The 15,983-nt window shown below is 40.9% G+C and carries 10 protein-coding genes; all 10 read right to left on the bottom strand.

All coding sequences use genetic code 11. From position 1 onward, the window contains the following. Positions 1-11: 11 nt before the first annotated feature. The 10 genes from I2I33_RS09370 to I2I33_RS09415 all read right to left on the bottom strand — a co-directional run bounded on the left by I2I33_RS09370 (position 12) and on the right by I2I33_RS09415 (position 15,935). Positions 12-3,329, bottom strand: coding sequence for a SusC/RagA family TonB-linked outer membrane protein (locus I2I33_RS09370; protein WP_162613825.1), 3,318 nt, complete (start codon positions 3,327-3,329; stop codon positions 12-14). Positions 3,330-3,472: 143 nt separating this feature from the next. Beyond that, the gene (locus I2I33_RS09375; protein ID WP_087421700.1) at positions 3,473-4,639 is read right to left on the bottom strand and encodes a FecR family protein; all 1,167 of its coding nucleotides are present in this window, start codon (positions 4,637-4,639) and stop codon (positions 3,473-3,475) included. Between the two features lie 96 nt (positions 4,640-4,735). Further along, entirely contained in the window at positions 4,736-5,275 is a 540-nt protein-coding gene (locus I2I33_RS09380) for an RNA polymerase sigma factor (RefSeq protein ID WP_087421699.1), read from the bottom strand. A 159-nt stretch (positions 5,276-5,434) separates the two neighbouring features. After that, positions 5,435-6,538: a TlpA disulfide reductase family protein gene (locus tag I2I33_RS09385; protein ID WP_087421698.1), complete on the bottom strand. Its 1,104-nt coding sequence runs from the start codon at positions 6,536-6,538 to the stop codon at positions 5,435-5,437. After that, positions 6,531-7,640 carry a thioredoxin family protein gene (locus I2I33_RS09390; protein ID WP_162613824.1) on the bottom strand — a complete coding sequence of 370 codons (1,110 nt, stop codon included), beginning with the start codon at positions 7,638-7,640 and terminating at the stop codon, positions 6,531-6,533. Before I2I33_RS09390 ends, I2I33_RS09385 begins: the two co-directional genes overlap by 8 nt. Before the next feature lie 11 nt (positions 7,641-7,651). Next, positions 7,652-8,788 carry a TlpA disulfide reductase family protein gene (locus I2I33_RS09395; protein WP_195666795.1) on the bottom strand — a complete coding sequence of 379 codons (1,137 nt, stop codon included), beginning with the start codon at positions 8,786-8,788 and terminating at the stop codon, positions 7,652-7,654. A 49-nt stretch (positions 8,789-8,837) separates the two neighbouring features. Continuing rightward, on the bottom strand, positions 8,838-10,316 hold the full coding sequence (locus I2I33_RS09400) for a PKD-like family lipoprotein (RefSeq protein WP_087421695.1): 1,479 nt from the start codon (positions 10,314-10,316) through the stop codon (positions 8,838-8,840). Positions 10,317-10,333: 17 nt separating this feature from the next. Continuing rightward, the gene (locus tag I2I33_RS09405) at positions 10,334-11,032 is read right to left on the bottom strand and encodes a DUF4843 domain-containing protein (RefSeq protein ID WP_087421694.1); all 699 of its coding nucleotides are present in this window, start codon (positions 11,030-11,032) and stop codon (positions 10,334-10,336) included. A 17-nt stretch (positions 11,033-11,049) separates the two neighbouring features. Beyond that, positions 11,050-12,510, bottom strand: coding sequence for a RagB/SusD family nutrient uptake outer membrane protein (locus I2I33_RS09410; RefSeq protein ID WP_162613823.1), 1,461 nt, complete (start codon positions 12,508-12,510; stop codon positions 11,050-11,052). A gap of 29 nt (positions 12,511-12,539) precedes the next feature. Then, the gene (locus I2I33_RS09415) at positions 12,540-15,935 is read right to left on the bottom strand and encodes a SusC/RagA family TonB-linked outer membrane protein (RefSeq protein ID WP_087421692.1); all 3,396 of its coding nucleotides are present in this window, start codon (positions 15,933-15,935) and stop codon (positions 12,540-12,542) included. Positions 15,936-15,983: the final 48 nt, after the last annotated feature.

A 15,983-nucleotide genomic window follows, 5' to 3' on the forward strand; every position in this document is an offset into this window, starting at 1 on the left:
ACGTTAGAAATTTAAAATGTACACGAAATTGAAAAATTAGGATTTATCGAAAATGGATATGCAGTTCCCCGCTCTCGTTCGATGGTTGAGAAATAAAATATATCAGACAAACTTGCCGAAAGGGATAAACTTTCGAACCCAATATATCTCTTCAACCAGCCTTGTCCAAACTGATACCGCAGATTAATATCATTACAACGGAACACATTGTCTTTTTGGACAAATGCATCGCAAGTATATGTATTTTCTTTATAATCACTACCATACTGATTTCTATAACGCGCTTGGTCTCCCGGTTTAGTCCAACCATACTTTAAAACTCGGCGATCAAGATTTTTGCTTAAGAAAATATTCTCTCCCTTGTTCAATTCTGTTGTATTTATCTGCTTACCTCCCCATTTCACACCAAATCCAATTGTCATACTAAAACCTCTCCAAGCGAATGTTGTACTTAACGTTCCATTTATCTTCGGTTGAGATTCCCCTAAATATACCAAATCTTCTGCATTTTGCTCTAAAGTTGTTGTTACCCCGTCAGCTTTCAAAAATACCCGTTGACCAGACATAGGATCTACTCCCACCGTTCGTAGTCCATAAAGTGCATCCAAAGAACGCCCCTCTTGATATTTTATATATTCAGTCCCTTGCCCCATCTCTGTAAATTTCCTTGAAGCTAATCTCTTAAAACCTTCTGACAACTTCACAACAGTATTTTTATTCCGACTGAAATTAGCATTGAAAAGCCACTTTATTTCTTTATCCATATTACGATATGCCTCAACACTAACATACAATTCATATCCTTCATTTCGAATTTCTCCTATATTTCCCTTCACCCGATCAAATCCATGTGAAATCGACAAATTCATATCAGTCAATGTATTATTTGTCAGTTTATTATAATAATTAAATATTATAGTCGTCCGATTATTAAATAAGCTAAGATCAAAGCCAACATTATGCTGTAACGTATTTTGCTGTTTCAAATTAGGATTTGCAAAAGACCCCATCGTCCAACAAATGCCACCTAAATAAACATATGCCGAATTACGATTAAACACTTCCATGGCAACTTCTGGAGAAAAAGTCATATTCCCCGTAATTCCGACAGAATAGCGTAAGCGAAAGTTATTAATAAACGGAAGATTATTTTGAATAAACGATTCATTACTCATCAACCATCCTCCACCAAAAGAGTAATAAGGTGAAAAACGACTATTCTCACCAAAAGAAGAAGCACCATTATAAGTAATAGAAGCATCTATAAAATAACGTTGATCATAGTAGTAGTTGGCAGACATACTCATTGAAACCCGACGAGTTTTACTTTTATCTCCACTCGTTCCACCTGTTGCCGGATACCCTAATGACATACCTGGATGATCCACATTATCAGCAACAAAACCGGTTGCAGTCCAGTGTACAAAGTCACTTGTCGATTCGGAAATCTCTGCACTTGCTCCCACTGTTAGCATATGTTTTTCCTTAAAAGTTTTCGCATAGTTTAATGTTCCTCGTAATTGCCATTCTGTCTCTTCTCTTTCACCCCTTGCATATGATCCTTTCTGTTCCAAATTTGTTATTGTAGCAAAGTTTTTATGACTTGGTGGATAAAACGTATCCATGGTAGTAGCTTTACGATTTATCCCAAAAGTCACCGCAGCTTGCAGGTTAGGAACAATATCATAACGCACTTGAGTATTACTACGGATATTTAGATATTTGGTCTTATTCCATACACCGACCTCTTTATCATACACAGGATTATCCATGCCACCATAAGTCAAAAGTGGATGATAAAAATAATCAATCGGCTTCCCCTCCTCGTCGTATGGCACCCAATAACGATTCATTCCCACATAATTCGAAAAATCTCCATAAGGAGAATCTTGATTATTATTCACACCAACAGACAAAGATTCTCGGATATTCCACTTGTTTTTACGATACCCTAAATTCATCGTACCATTAAAATTTATACGTTCGGACCCCTTCATAACACCAATCGTAGACTGGTACGACAAATCAACACCATAAGTCCAAGCATCCTCACCACCCATAAATCTTAAAATATGAGTTTGTCCAACACCTGTCCGAGTTGGCAATTTTATCCAATCATAATTCACTCCACGAGCAATTGCAGCCTCTATCTCATCGTGTGCCTCTTGACGAGTTTTACCATTAGGAAGTAAAAAACCCATATTCGCTTTATCCCATACCCCATACATTTTCTCTGTTTCAAACTTCTCTTTTGCCGTCATCAAATTATCGTATGTATTTAAGTCTGGAATTTGTACATTGACACGTCCCTCGTACATTATTTTCAATTTCCCCGGATGAAAATTCATCGTTGTAATCACGATCACGCCATTAGCTCCTCGGGAACCATAAAGAGAAGTCGCTCCCGCATCTTTCAATACCGTGATACTTTCTATTTCATTTTCATTTAGGTCCATAACCCGTTCCATATCAACCTCAAAACCATCCATGATAAACAACGGACGATTATATTCAGGACGAGACGTTTGATTTTCTAAATCTGTAATATCTAATATAGAAGAAGCTCCTCGCAATTGTATTTCTGGTAATACATTCGGGTTGGAACCATTTTTATTATCCTGCATAATACGTAAACTTGGGTCAATATTCGCCAATGTCTGAAGGATATTACGAGAATAATGCATTTTTATATCTTCTTTTGAGATCGCAGTCACAGCCCCCGTAAAGCTCTCTTTCGGCTTATTAAAAATTCCCGTCACAACTACTTCATCTACTTGATGCATATCCTCCTCCATCACGATCTGCAACGTATCCGTTTTTTCCGTAAAAGCGATTTTCTGTTTTTTATATCCCACGAAAGAAAACTCTACCTCCCCTTTCGTCACAGGTAAATCTATCGCAAACCATCCTTGGGCATTGGTTGCCGTTCCCAAGCTCACCCCCACCATTCTTACCGTCACCCCTGGTAGCGGTTCTTTTTTCTTATCACGGACCCACCCTTTTAATCGCAGGGATTTCTTTTCTTCTTTCGTTTCCTGAGGTTGAATCACGATCACATAATCTTCAATCTGGTAAACGAACCCCGTGTTTCGAAGAACTTCATCCAGAATCTCTTGGATAGTAGCCTCATGTACGTTTATTGATTTTACCCGGATATTCCTCACGTCATCCATATTATAGATAAACGTGAACTCACTACTTTTCCGGATAGTCGAAAAAACATCCGTCAACGCAACATTTTCCAATGCCAGAGTAAACCTTGCATTCTGTGAATAACTTGCTGCTGATACCGAAACAGACAACAAGAAAAAAAAGCACAAAAATTTCATAACCAACAATGTTTTTCGCAGCCTTATTTTCATAAGACCACCAGAATTACATTTTTTTTTCATAACTTTGTTCTTGAGTTTTACATTGAATTAAATATTGAATGTATTCGGACAGATAGCATGGGGGTGCTGTCTGTCTTTTTTTATTCATACACGTTTATAGTTCTATCTTTTATTTCAAATTTTACACGTTTAGTTTGTTCTATTCTTCTCAGGATCTCGTTTATATCCCCATAACGTCTAATCTCGACAGAGAATTTCATCTCTTTCAACGCTGGGTTCATATAAAAAACATTCACGTTATACCAGCGGGCCATATCATCCAGAATTGTCTCCAAATCAACATCTTCAAAATAAAAAATCCCCTCTTTCCATAACACATAATTACGGGCATCTACCTGTTTCACTCTAAACTCGTCATCAGACCATATTGCTTGCTGGTTAGGCGATAAAATAACCTGTTCATTACCTTTTTTCAACTGCACCTTTCCTTCGACCAACGTGGCCACCACCTCTTCTTGATAAGCCGAAACATTAAAACTTGTTCCCAAGACCCGAATATCAACCCCATTCACGGTTACAATAAAAGGTTTTTCCTTATTCTTTGCCACTTCAAAATAAACCTCTCCCTCCATCTCAACTTTTCTCTCCTTACCCGTGAAAGCCACCGGATAACGCAACCTCGACTCCGCATTCAACCACACCCGAGTTCCATCTGCCAATTCCAACGAAAATTCACCTCCTCGCGGCACGATCAACGTATTATACTTTACTTCTGTCGATTGTCCGGCTAAAGAATCCTTCCCCGAATACTTTACCCTATTATCTGATGTCAAAATTCGAGTACCTCCCACCTCTTCTAGTTGCAAACTTGTTTCTGGCCTCAAATCCACCTTTTTCCCATTAGCAAGTACAAGCTGCGCTTTCATGCTACCATGTTCAATTTGGGCAACAGTACCATTCTCCACCTCCTGCTTTTCTTCATTTACAAGCCAAAAAATCCCAATGCTCACAAATAACACGATAACCGCCACATACTTACTCCACGTAATCCACCGGTCAGTCTTCCGAACCGTATGAGATTTCACTGTCCCCCATCGGGATTCCATTAACTGCCTCCCCCGCTCCTGATCCTTCCAAGCCTCGTTCCCAGCCTTTAATGATTCTAAAATATTCGCATATTCCCCCCGGTGTCGTTCGTCCTCATCCAACCAACGGGCCAACACGACCCGATCCTTGTCATCAATCGTTCCGATCAACTCTTCGGCAATAAGCCGGGCAATATCCAAACGTTTTTTTAGTAAATCCATACTTTTACATTTGTAATTTTATCATAGAGATTACTTCAAATGAAAAGTGGGTAGGTCAAACTAGAAAAAAATTCAAAAAAAGAAAAGATTTAACATTTACTCCCCTAACAGGAACATCAAAATCACAAAGTAATTTTGGGATAGGGCCCCCCTTAATGTCTCGTAAGCCGACTTTTTCAAACACTTCACCGTGTTCACGGAAATACCTAATTCTTCCGCGACCTCAGGGTTCGTTTTCCCTTCCAAATTCAAAAGGATCACGTTACGAGTCTGTGGTGGCAACTGGTCAATAGCAACATATAACATTCGCATGGTCTCCTGCCGGGTAACCTCCTGCAAGAAATCGTAATCGTCCACGTTACTCTCATCCAATTGCGCAAAATAATTTTCCTTCGCCCGTTGATGCTTACAATGATTCCAGTACAAATGACGTGCAACCGTGTATAAAAAAGCTTTCCCGTAATCAACAGAAACAATCTCATCCCGCCGTTCATAAACCCGGATAAAAGTCTCTTGTGCTAAATCTGCCGCTAATTCATCATCCCCCGTGTAGCGTTTCATGAAAGCGTACACGGATGGAAAATTCTCCCGGAAGAATACTTCAAAGTCTTTATTGGTCTGAATAATAGCACTCATAGTGCTACAAAAGTAACTATTCCTCCGAAATATTCAAATACACAATAATTGAATCATTACAAAGTCCGATACAATCTTGTAAACAACTATATCATCTCTTTCTCCCTTAAAATAACATAGGGGAAAACTTTCAAATCTCGTTTTCCCCCTGTTATTAAATTACTCAAACAAAGCATTTATATATTCGATCATCTCTTCCCGACGTAATCCTTTCTCCTTTATTTTTCCCTCCGGATCGATCAGATAAATCATCGGAATACCACTCACATTATAACTCTTCGCCACGGGACTTTCAAATGCTTTTAAATCTGAAATAACCTTCCACGGTAAATTATAATGTTTTACATCTTCCTCCCATTTCCCTCGCTCGTCATCCAGATTAATCGTAAACATTACAAAATTCTTATCTTGCGTATTCTTATAAACTGTTTCAAGGAAAGGTATCTCCAATTTACACCATCCGCACCAAGATGCACTAAACTCCAGCAATACATATTTTCCCCTATAATCTGACAATTTGTAAGTATTACCCTCCAAATCCTCTAACGTGAAATCATACGCCATCACTCCCGGTTGTACCCGTTTTTCCTTTTCTAATTTTACCCGGCAATTAGCGATATATGCGTTCTCGGCTAAAGAAACATCGAAAGCATTCAGCGCTTTTTCCATCAAGGGAAGATTATCAGCACTAATATATTCCGAAACAAAATAAGGAGCCACCTCACTACGTGCATACCCCGGAAGATTCAGAATGTAATCCACCACCTTATCATAAGCCTGCTTGTAAGGCTCTGCTAAAGAATCATATAAAGTCCGGTTATCTTTAAACGCCTTACTCCGGTCGTAACCGATTCTGCCATACTCTTTCATAAACTCTTGCCCGTTCTTTTCTATGGCAACAAATTCATCATGTGTTTTACTCCCAGTAATTGTTAGACTCTTCAAATTATTAAAATCCCCTTGAACTTCAACCTCACTATTATCCAAAAATATACTGAAAGAACCCACAAAATCATCTTCTCTCTTCTTAACAACGAAAGAAACCAAACGAGGGTAATCCACCTTACCCGTGTAAACCACTTGGCCATCTTTCAACTTCAAAGTATCTATATACCACTGGGTAGGATTCGGAACCCTTTCACTCACGAAAATTTCACACTCCGGAGCATTTTCCAAGCGCATTTTTACCTTAAAACCATCCGTTTTGGATGCACACGAAAAACAGAACAAACATCCTGTCAACAAAATCAATAATCTATTCATCTTTATTATCTTTAAATTTATCTTTCAATCCGGAAACCACGGCTGCAAACAAAGGATCATCCACCGACCACCCACAATCTTTCATCGTTTTCTCTATCAATTCCAATCCTCGCTTACACATTTTTGCATCTCCCTTACGAATCAACATTCCATTTAATTGTAAAGTTACATCAAAACGAGCATCATTATCCAAACGAGAAAACTTCTTATCATACATTTTCAATGCTTTCTTCAAATCACCAGACAAAAAGGCTCTGGTAAACTCCACTATATCCAACAAATAATCCTGTCCGACAATTTCCGATTGAGCAACACACGTTTTATATGTATCTAAAAGTTGAACTGCATTCACTTTATCATGAAAAATTATTTCGTTACAATCATTCACAATCAACGGGAACAAATCGTCGTATATTTTACGATCCACACTATCTTTACTAACCGCTGCATCAAAATCCTTTTTATATTCCAGAAGATACTTGTATTCTGGTAACGACGGATTCTTCACGAATCGTTTCACGAGCATCCAATTTTCTTTACCACTTTTCTCTTGATCGGTCAATGTCCCCCAATATTCGTGCAACACCTCTTCCATCCGCTCTTTCATAAAAGCCCTAGCCAAAGTCTCTATATAACTATACACGAATTGTGGATCACGCTCCCCGTTGACATATCTCTTCTCATAAGAATACAAAGAATGTTCTCCAATACCATTTTGCACATTCTGTAAAAATTCCTCTGCTTTCATTCCTCCCACCATTTTATGAATCACCTCTCCATCTTCATTCAATATCAAAAAAGTCGGGTAAACCTTCACTTGATACTTCTTAGCCAATTCCCGCCCCTCCCCTTTTTCCATATCCAATTTAACATTTACAAAATGCGTATTCATAAATTGTCCCCCGTCTTCCCGGCTAAAAACATCCTGCACCATCATTTTACAAGGGCCGCACCAACTCGTGTAGCAATCCATAAACACCATCTTTTTTTCCTGTTTTGCTTTTGTCAGAACCTCCGTGAAACTTCCCTCATCAAATTGTATCTGACATTTTGCCTGCAAGCACAATACAGATAAAAACAAACCGATTAATATCTTATACATAATTTTTTCCATTAATTACACAAGGTAGATAATGTCTCCAATACTTCATCCCCCCTCAAGTCCCGACACACGATTCGCCCTTCCGGATCTACCACGAAAGAGTCTGGAATCCCTCCCAAATTATATGCTTTAGCCAAAGGACTGTTTTTCATCCCTTTCAAATCAGACAAACAATACCATTCGATATTATACTCTTTGATCTCATGTAACCAAGCCTCTTTCCGATTATCCATCATCATCGTTACAAAAACAACATTTTTATCTTTTAAAGCGTGATATGCTTTACGAATAAAAGGGAGCTCTTTTTTACACCAGCCACACCAGGATGCACTAAATTCAACAAATAAATATTTTCCCCGGAAATCAGCCAAGGTGTACTTCCTACCATCTTTATCAAACACCTGAAAATCTGGGAAGACTTTTCCCGGCTGTAAAGCCGTTTCCCGCTCCACGCTTTCTTGCATTCCGTTCAGATAATAAGAATCAGTTAAACTCGGGTCAAACTTCTCCACGATCTTCCCTCTTTGCACAACATCCAGAGATGCGGACAATTGAGCCACCAAATAAGCTGCTGCCGGACTTTTAGAAACTCCCGGCCCAAAAGCAAACAACCGGTCAATAATCACCATTTGCAACGAATCTCGCTTTCGACTCATCTCTCGTACTTCTTCCATCCTAGCCTCGGCAAAAGCCATCTGGATTTTTCCATTAAACTCTGCAACCAATTGTTTCTCCGGTAAAGACTTCAAATAAACATTATACCTGTGAATATCTTCATTAATCGGGGCTGAAGTAATCTTCAACGTTTTCTTCACCTCATCCAATTCGCTGTACACCTTCATATCCTCCGGCTCTATAAATATAGCCACCATCGAGGCCCCCAATCGCTGGTATTGCGGTTCCATGTCAAAAAACAATAGACCGGCCTGAGGCTCCGTGATCTTCCCTTCTAAAAAGTACTTTCCATCCTTAACCTCGCAACTATCCAATAAAACATTTCCCGGCGGATTCGTGTACAACTTCACGACACCTTTAGGCAATCCCTTCATCTCCCCAGAAATCGTGAAACGATCATGCTCCCGTTCTTTACATGCACAAAACAGGCATAGCAAGCTAACCAATAGCCATACATTTTTACATACTTTCATCACCTATACATTAAAGTATTCCCCCGCTAAGCGGGAGAATACTGATTTATTAATAAGTATCCCACTGATTACCTATCTTATAAATTAAATCCACCACACGACCGAACTTTCCGATAAATTCCATTCCTTCCAGAGTTTTTCCATCCCCAACGACCGAAACATCCAGTACCATAAAGTCACTCTTCGACGTGTCATCCGCATTCTCCAAAGCAATACCCAAACGTTCATAATTCGTGGGACAAACAGCAATATCCCGAATCGTCCGCTCAAAATCAGAACGTAATGGCTTTACCGTATTATCCTTGTGATTATAAACATACAGCACGTTACCTGATGCAATATACACGTAAGGACGATTCTGGCAAACAGCAAATTTCGTATTCTCATTGATGATTGAAGGATCAGGAAACTCCACCTCCGAGATCGACCGATACGTCTTCGCTCCCCATCCAGAGAATCGGAATTTTTGCACGTATGCCTTGTTTTCCGAATTCGATTTCAGAACCGTCAGGAACTCATCCGTCGGGGTTTCTGTCGAGATCGGTCCTCCATCCAGCACCGTTTTCCCCATATCGTAAGGGATAAATGCCTTTTCCGAATCATTCGTGTAATCAAATCGTTTCATTTCCCCGGTTCGCACCAGCATATAACTTGAAGTTTTCTTATCAAAACAGATAATATCATTACTAAAAAGCAGGTTTCCCCGAATGCCCAGATTCGTTAATTCATAATCACCCGGATAAGGGAAATTTGGAAACAGACCATCCTGATAAAGAGCATCATATGATGCTTGAATATTACGCACATACAATTTACCATTACTGATAAGATAATCGTAATTCGTCACGCAATTCATTCTCATAGGCTTGAAATCCTTGGGTACATCCCCCACGAACTCATCTTTCGTGGCGACCATTTTACTAAACGTGTTTCCATCCAATTCCACAGAATATTCCGGTCCGTTCTGACAAGCCACGAAAATCTGTCCGATCTCTTCTGATGTCGGCAACCAATGTTCCATCAAGGCACAAGCACCCCCGGCCAAATCCGTCCCGTTCACGTTTTTATAAATATCCGCATAAAGGCCCCCATCATCCCGAACATAGGACAACTCGGAAACGTTACCTTTATCCGCCAAGAGCATCCATCCGGAATAATATGTGGAATAAACCGACACGTTAAAACGGTTGATATACTCTACCCCTAAATCCTCATTCGTAATCGTAAACTCGGCATACAATCCAGCTTTCACGGGAAGGTCACCCACAACAAAATTCAGACTTTCTTCCTCGCAAACCACCTTATTGTTTATTCTCCAAGCATAAGAAACCTTATCCGGCTTGCCATTTGTCCAGGTCACGGTTGGGGTAATCGTTTCCTGTGACCCCACGTAAAAATCATAACTTTTCTCTATACCGCTCACGGAAACCTGCGGCACGGTCTCATAGTCATAATTTCCTTTATCTTCATAACATCCGGCAGCGAACAACGCCATTACCGTGATGATATATATAAATAATCTCTTCATAACTTCATCTTTAAATATTAACCTCTCATTGCCACTTTCATCAAACTACCATCCTCATCTTCAGTTGGATGTTCTTGCAACCAATATTTGAATTGCAGCACGTAAGCCCGCATCGTCGAGTAATTCATCTCTCCCCCGTCGGCCTCTAACGTCATATCCGTCACCCCGATTTCCCGAATAAAAGTTTGATATTTCAAGTCCGAATAAGTACCCAACCCGTTCGCCTCGTGCCAGTCATTCCACCACCCCGGACGAGTTAATTGATTCGTGATAAAAATCCGTCCTTTCCGATTCGCTTCGATTCCCGGCATAAAATCATCTGACCCCTGCACCTCAAAAACCGCTAGCACACTCCCTTTAAGAGCCTCGTTTCTCGTTACGGTAACATTCAGATAAGCAACCGAATCATTCGCCGCAATCACCTGTTCTTCCACCGGCATCTCAAAATCCACCCCGGCTTGGGCAGAACTTTCATCCTGCAAAAACTTCACGTTATACTTCCGGTCACGATCTACCAGAGGCGAAATCATCACTAATTTCAAAGCTACCGTTCCCGACTCCAGCGTCTCATCATAAGCAAACGAGAAAACGGTACTATCTTTTGACAACTTATCAAATTGTATATAGTTACTACTGGAATACCCTTTCAGGTTATCTTCCGAACATGACATCATTCCAAGAAACAACATCATGATAATTACATATAATATTTTCATAGCCAAATATTAATCTACTACTTATTATTTAAATAATCTTCCTTACGCCCGCCAAACTCTACTTCAGTGGCCGGCAATGGCAAACAGAATTGAGACGGTTCAAGCGTTATCGTGGTACTCCCCTGATCAACCGGTAATCCCAAACGTTTATACCAGTAAAACAACTGACCTTCCCCGATAAATTCCCGACGAGCCTCTTTCGTCAACTCCTTCACGAAATTATCATAAGTAATCGTCGTTGAAATCTCCCCGGCTATCCCCCTGTTTTTACGCAATTCTTCGAGTAAACCGATAGCAACCTCCTTATGGGCATTAAAACCGCTCTCCGCGGCAATCAGATACATTTCAGATAAACGGATCATCGGAACTTTCCCGCCATTTTCAGAATCCACATCCGCATATTTAACCGATATATCATACCCGTTACTATTCGTGATTACCAAATATTCCTTTCGGAAATCATCAGAAGAAGGATAAATGGAAGTAACATCATTTATCGTGTAATAATTATCTTGAGAGGCGTCATAAGAGTACCACAAATCATGAATACCAGCATAATTCAAAGCAAACAGAATCTCGTTTTGCATCACGACATCCCGACTCTTCAAAGGGGCACTCACCGCACTTTCCTCGGTGAAAGGGAAGAACCCGTCTTTCCCGGCCTGAATAACTTCTTGGGCATACGTGTAAGCTCTCTCATCCCCCATGTAATGATACACACGGGCCATCAACCCGGTAATTGCCCAATAATTCATGCGATATGCCCGGGCCGTTGTAAAATCATTCCCGATTTCCGTCACGTAATGGTTATACATCTCCTTAAAACTCTCTTCCCGAGCCGGATCAACCGTACTTAACATCATCCGGGCGCTATCAAGGTCCGTCAGAATCAATTGAACGATCTCGCTCGTCTTTTTTTGACCATGCACCCGGTCCGTGAAGTTATCGGCATAAGGCAAACACAAAGCCTCCGAATTCTCCTTCCATGACGGGGCAAATGCTCTCAACAAGTCGAAATGCAAGTAAGCCCTTAATGCTTTCGTTTCCGCAACCAAAAACTTATACTCTTCACCTTCAAAAAACGAGGGGGACTTCTCGCTCAAGTAATCCAATAAAACATTACAATTCGCAATACTATTGTAATTTTTTAACCACAAATTCTTAATCACATCTTGAGAATTCGAATTTTTATAATTATACCGGGACGCCTCGTAAAGAAGATGATACTTGTCCTGGTAAACATCATAATACTGGGCCAACACATCCATCAACCCGAATGTCATGTGCGTTCCATACGAAGATGCATCCGTCATCGAAGTATATATACCATATAAGGCATTCTCGAACCCCTTGGGTTTAGAAAACAATTTCTCTGCATTCACCTGTGCTTGCGGGGTCACATCCAGCCAACTATCACAACTGCTGTTCGTCACAGCAAACACGAATAACGTAAAAATAATCAATATTCTCTTTTTCATATCATCCATTATTTTACATTTCTACAGGATTAGAATTGTACCTGTAATCCCACGTTAAAAATTCTAGCAAACGGGTAATCCAGACCTCGTTCCCGTTTCACGTTAGATATTCTGAAAATATCTTCCATCTGGAATGTCAATTTTAAACGTTCCAAGCTCCATCTTTGAATCAACTCGGTCGGGAAAGAATAAGAAAATGACAATGATTTGAATTGCAACACGTTCTCATCCTGAACAAAACGAGAAGAAACCTCCGTCCGATCCCGGTTCTTAATATCTTTAAAGAAAGTGTGATCTCCCGGTTCTTTCCACCTGCCTTGCAACACCCGGCGATCCACGTTCCAACTCAAATTTGCATCCTCCACCCGATCTACAAGCGTTTGGTTATACACCTGTCCTCCACATTGATACAAGAAACTAACATTAATATTAAATCCTTTCCAGTCCGCATTGGCACCAAAAGCTCCCGATACCTTGGGTTCCGTGTCCCCGCACACGATCTTGTTGGCAGCACTCCATTCATAAGTCAAGTTACCTTTCAAATCCTCAAACACCTCTTTCCCGTTCATCGGGTTTATTCCGTGGGATTTTACCGCGTAAATCGCCGTAGTTGACTGTCCCTCTTTAAATTGTACCTGAGGTTTGGCTGTCTCTATCGCTTCACCCCATCCCGGTTCGTAATTATCCTGCTCATCATCCACTTTCTTGTTGTACGTTTTCAATGAATTGGAAATCTTTTTAATCACGTTCTTATTATGCGCGATCGATCCGAAGACATTCACGATTAAATCCTTATCCCGTACCACGAATCCTCTCAACGAAATTTCATATCCTTTATTCTCCAGCTCTCCCAAGTTATCCCTGTAACTTTCAAAACCTGAAGAAGGCGGTAAAGTAATATCTGCAAGCAAATCTTTCGTTGTCTTCACGTAGTAGTTCATATTAGCACTGACCAATCCATTCAAAAACTGAATTTCAAAATTCCCGTCAAACGTGTGTGTCTTTTCCCATTGCAGGTTTGTATTTCCCATGTTGTTCATGATCACCCCCAAACCGCCGGCATACCATTGTCCCTTGTAATACTCGTACACGTCTTGTGCCTCGTACGCCTCGAAAGAAGCCTTACCCGTCGCCCCGACGTTCGCGGAAAGTTTCAAATGATTGATCACACCTTTCAACCCTTCAAAAAACTTTTCATTATGCACGTTCCAGCCGATACCTGCCGACCAGAACGGGGCATATCTCTTCTTGGAGCCGAATTTTGACGATCCATCCAGACGACCGGATAAATCCAGTAAATAAATATTATTCCAAGTATAATTCAAGTTTACAAACAAACCTACCAAACGGGATAATCCTTCACCCCCTTCCGGGGTTAAATCCTTAAACTCCTTACCAAAAGAAATGTAATCCATACTACCTGACGGGAAACCGATCACGCTATATGACTCGTTCGCAAACCGGGTCTCGATAACATTACCTCCCAACACGGCATTCAAAAAGTGACTCCCCAACTGCTGGTTATAACTGAACACCACGTTCATATCCAAGTTAGAACTCTTCTCTTGGAAACTATACGCCTCCCCTCTCTTCAAAATTCCTTCTCCATCCTGATAGTCAGACTCATTGTAAATCGCTGATTCCGGGTCCGTGAATTTCTCTTGCTTATCCGTACGTTCCGAGTATGACACTCTGGCCTTCAACCTGAAATGCTCGCTGATAAACCAGTCAAAATCAAAATTATCCGTCCACTCCGTGTACGTCGTGTTATCTTTATGATTCAACGTTGACTCGTACAATGGATTCAAGAAACGATTGCTAGTACTCACGTGCGGCTGGTACGATTTAATCAGATTCCCATCCTCGTCATAAATCTGATCATACGGGTTCGCCTTGGCGTAATCCTTGAACGACCCGTACGGTGATTCTTTCGCTTTCACCTTATCCACGGTCAGCTTATTCCGGAACAACAACTTGTTATTCAAATTATACGAGAGTAAAAAACCTATCCCAAACCGGTCTCTCGAAGATTTCTTCATCACTCCCGGATTAGCCTGATAATTCACGTCAATCCCGTAGCGCACACTCTGGTCCCCCCCCTCTACATACAAGGAATGTTTGTGTCCGATAGCAACGTGCAAAGGTTGAGACAACCAATACGTGTTTACCCCTTTTTTCACTCGTTCCAAACGCTCTGCATAATCCATTCGCAACAACTGCTGGGTATAAAGATCATCCGAATCATATAACCCGGCATCCAACTCGGCCTGCAATTTTTCCTTGGCATTCATCAAGTTATAATCAGACAAATCCGGAGCATTGATCGCCATGTTCATATTATAGGACACTCTCAACTTTCCTTCTTCTGGAGCTTTCGTTGTCACCACCACGACCCCGTTTGCCGCCCGAGAACCATAGATAGCTGTAGCCGAAGCATCCTTCAATATGGTCACGTTCTCGATCCGGTCAATACTCAAGTCAAAGATTTTTTCTACATCGACCTCATAACCATCCAAGATAAAAGTGGGTAAATTCGGATCATTCCTAAATGTGGCCTCAGACACGCCTTCCACCCCGAAACCGGAATTACCGCGAATACGAAAATCAGGTAAACTATTCGGGTTCGATCCCATGTCAACATTCTCACGCAGCCGGAAAGAAGGATCAAACACCTGCAAAGCACTAATCAAATTATTGGACGACACCTTGGCCAACTCCTCTTTATTCACAGAAACCACGTTACCCGTGAAACTTTCCTTGCTCTTAGAAAAATAACCATTGACAACAACCTCTTCCACTTCTTGAGCATCCTCCAACATCACCACGTTCAAATATTTCTGTCCCGTGTACTTCACCTTCTGCGTTTTCATCCCGATAAAGGAGAAAACAAGTGTTCCCTTATCCATCGATAACGTCAATGAAAACTCCCCGTTCACGTCTGTCGCGGCACCTAAACTAGTACTATCCAAGCGTACCGTTACCCCGGGAATCGCCTCACCTTTTTTATCCGTCACCTTCCCCTTTATCTGGAATTGCTTCACCGTACTATCCCGCATTGTCTTCACCTCGGGAACAATAACGATATAATCATCCACGAAACGATAAGTCATCCCGCTACCGGCCAGCACCTTATCCAGCACGGCCCGTACGTCGGCCTCCTTAAAATCGGCCTTCACCACCCGCTCCAAGGCTAAACGATCATCATTATAGATAATGATCTTTCCCGTTTGCCGTCGAATTTCCTCAAAAACCGTTTTAATTGACGTCTTCCCAAGATTCATGTTCACTCTCTGCTGCGACATCACGTTTGCAGACAGAGAACACACGAAACAGACGCACAAAATCCAAGTCAATTTCATAATTTTCGACAATTGTTGCTGCTTATTTTTTGACAAAACAAGCCACAAGACATTACTTTTTTTCATACATTTGTAAATTAAGTGATACTTAAATACTTCTTCGGGAGTGATTAC

It is taken from the genome of Butyricimonas sp. BSD2780061689_150309_C8, assembly GCF_015560935.1.
In the GTDB taxonomy this organism is placed as follows: domain Bacteria; phylum Bacteroidota; class Bacteroidia; order Bacteroidales; family Marinifilaceae; genus Butyricimonas; species Butyricimonas paravirosa.

Coding starts and splice junctions, on each gene's coding strand:
- I2I33_RS09370 (WP_162613825.1), bottom strand. CDS start 3,329: ATGAAATTTTTGTGCTTTTTTTTCTTGTTGTCTGTTTCGGTATCAGCA.
- I2I33_RS09375 (WP_087421700.1), bottom strand. CDS start 4,639: ATGGATTTACTAAAAAAACGTTTGGATATTGCCCGGCTTATTGCCGAA.
- I2I33_RS09380 (WP_087421699.1), bottom strand. CDS start 5,275: ATGAGTGCTATTATTCAGACCAATAAAGACTTTGAAGTATTCTTCCGG.
- I2I33_RS09385 (WP_087421698.1), bottom strand. CDS start 6,538: ATGAATAGATTATTGATTTTGTTGACAGGATGTTTGTTCTGTTTTTCG.
- I2I33_RS09390 (WP_162613824.1), bottom strand. CDS start 7,640: ATGTATAAGATATTAATCGGTTTGTTTTTATCTGTATTGTGCTTGCAG.
- I2I33_RS09395 (WP_195666795.1), bottom strand. CDS start 8,788: ATGAAAGTATGTAAAAATGTATGGCTATTGGTTAGCTTGCTATGCCTG.
- I2I33_RS09400 (WP_087421695.1), bottom strand. CDS start 10,316: ATGAAGAGATTATTTATATATATCATCACGGTAATGGCGTTGTTCGCT.
- I2I33_RS09405 (WP_087421694.1), bottom strand. CDS start 11,032: ATGAAAATATTATATGTAATTATCATGATGTTGTTTCTTGGAATGATG.
- I2I33_RS09410 (WP_162613823.1), bottom strand. CDS start 12,510: ATGAAAAAGAGAATATTGATTATTTTTACGTTATTCGTGTTTGCTGTG.
- I2I33_RS09415 (WP_087421692.1), bottom strand. CDS start 15,935: ATGAAAAAAAGTAATGTCTTGTGGCTTGTTTTGTCAAAAAATAAGCAG.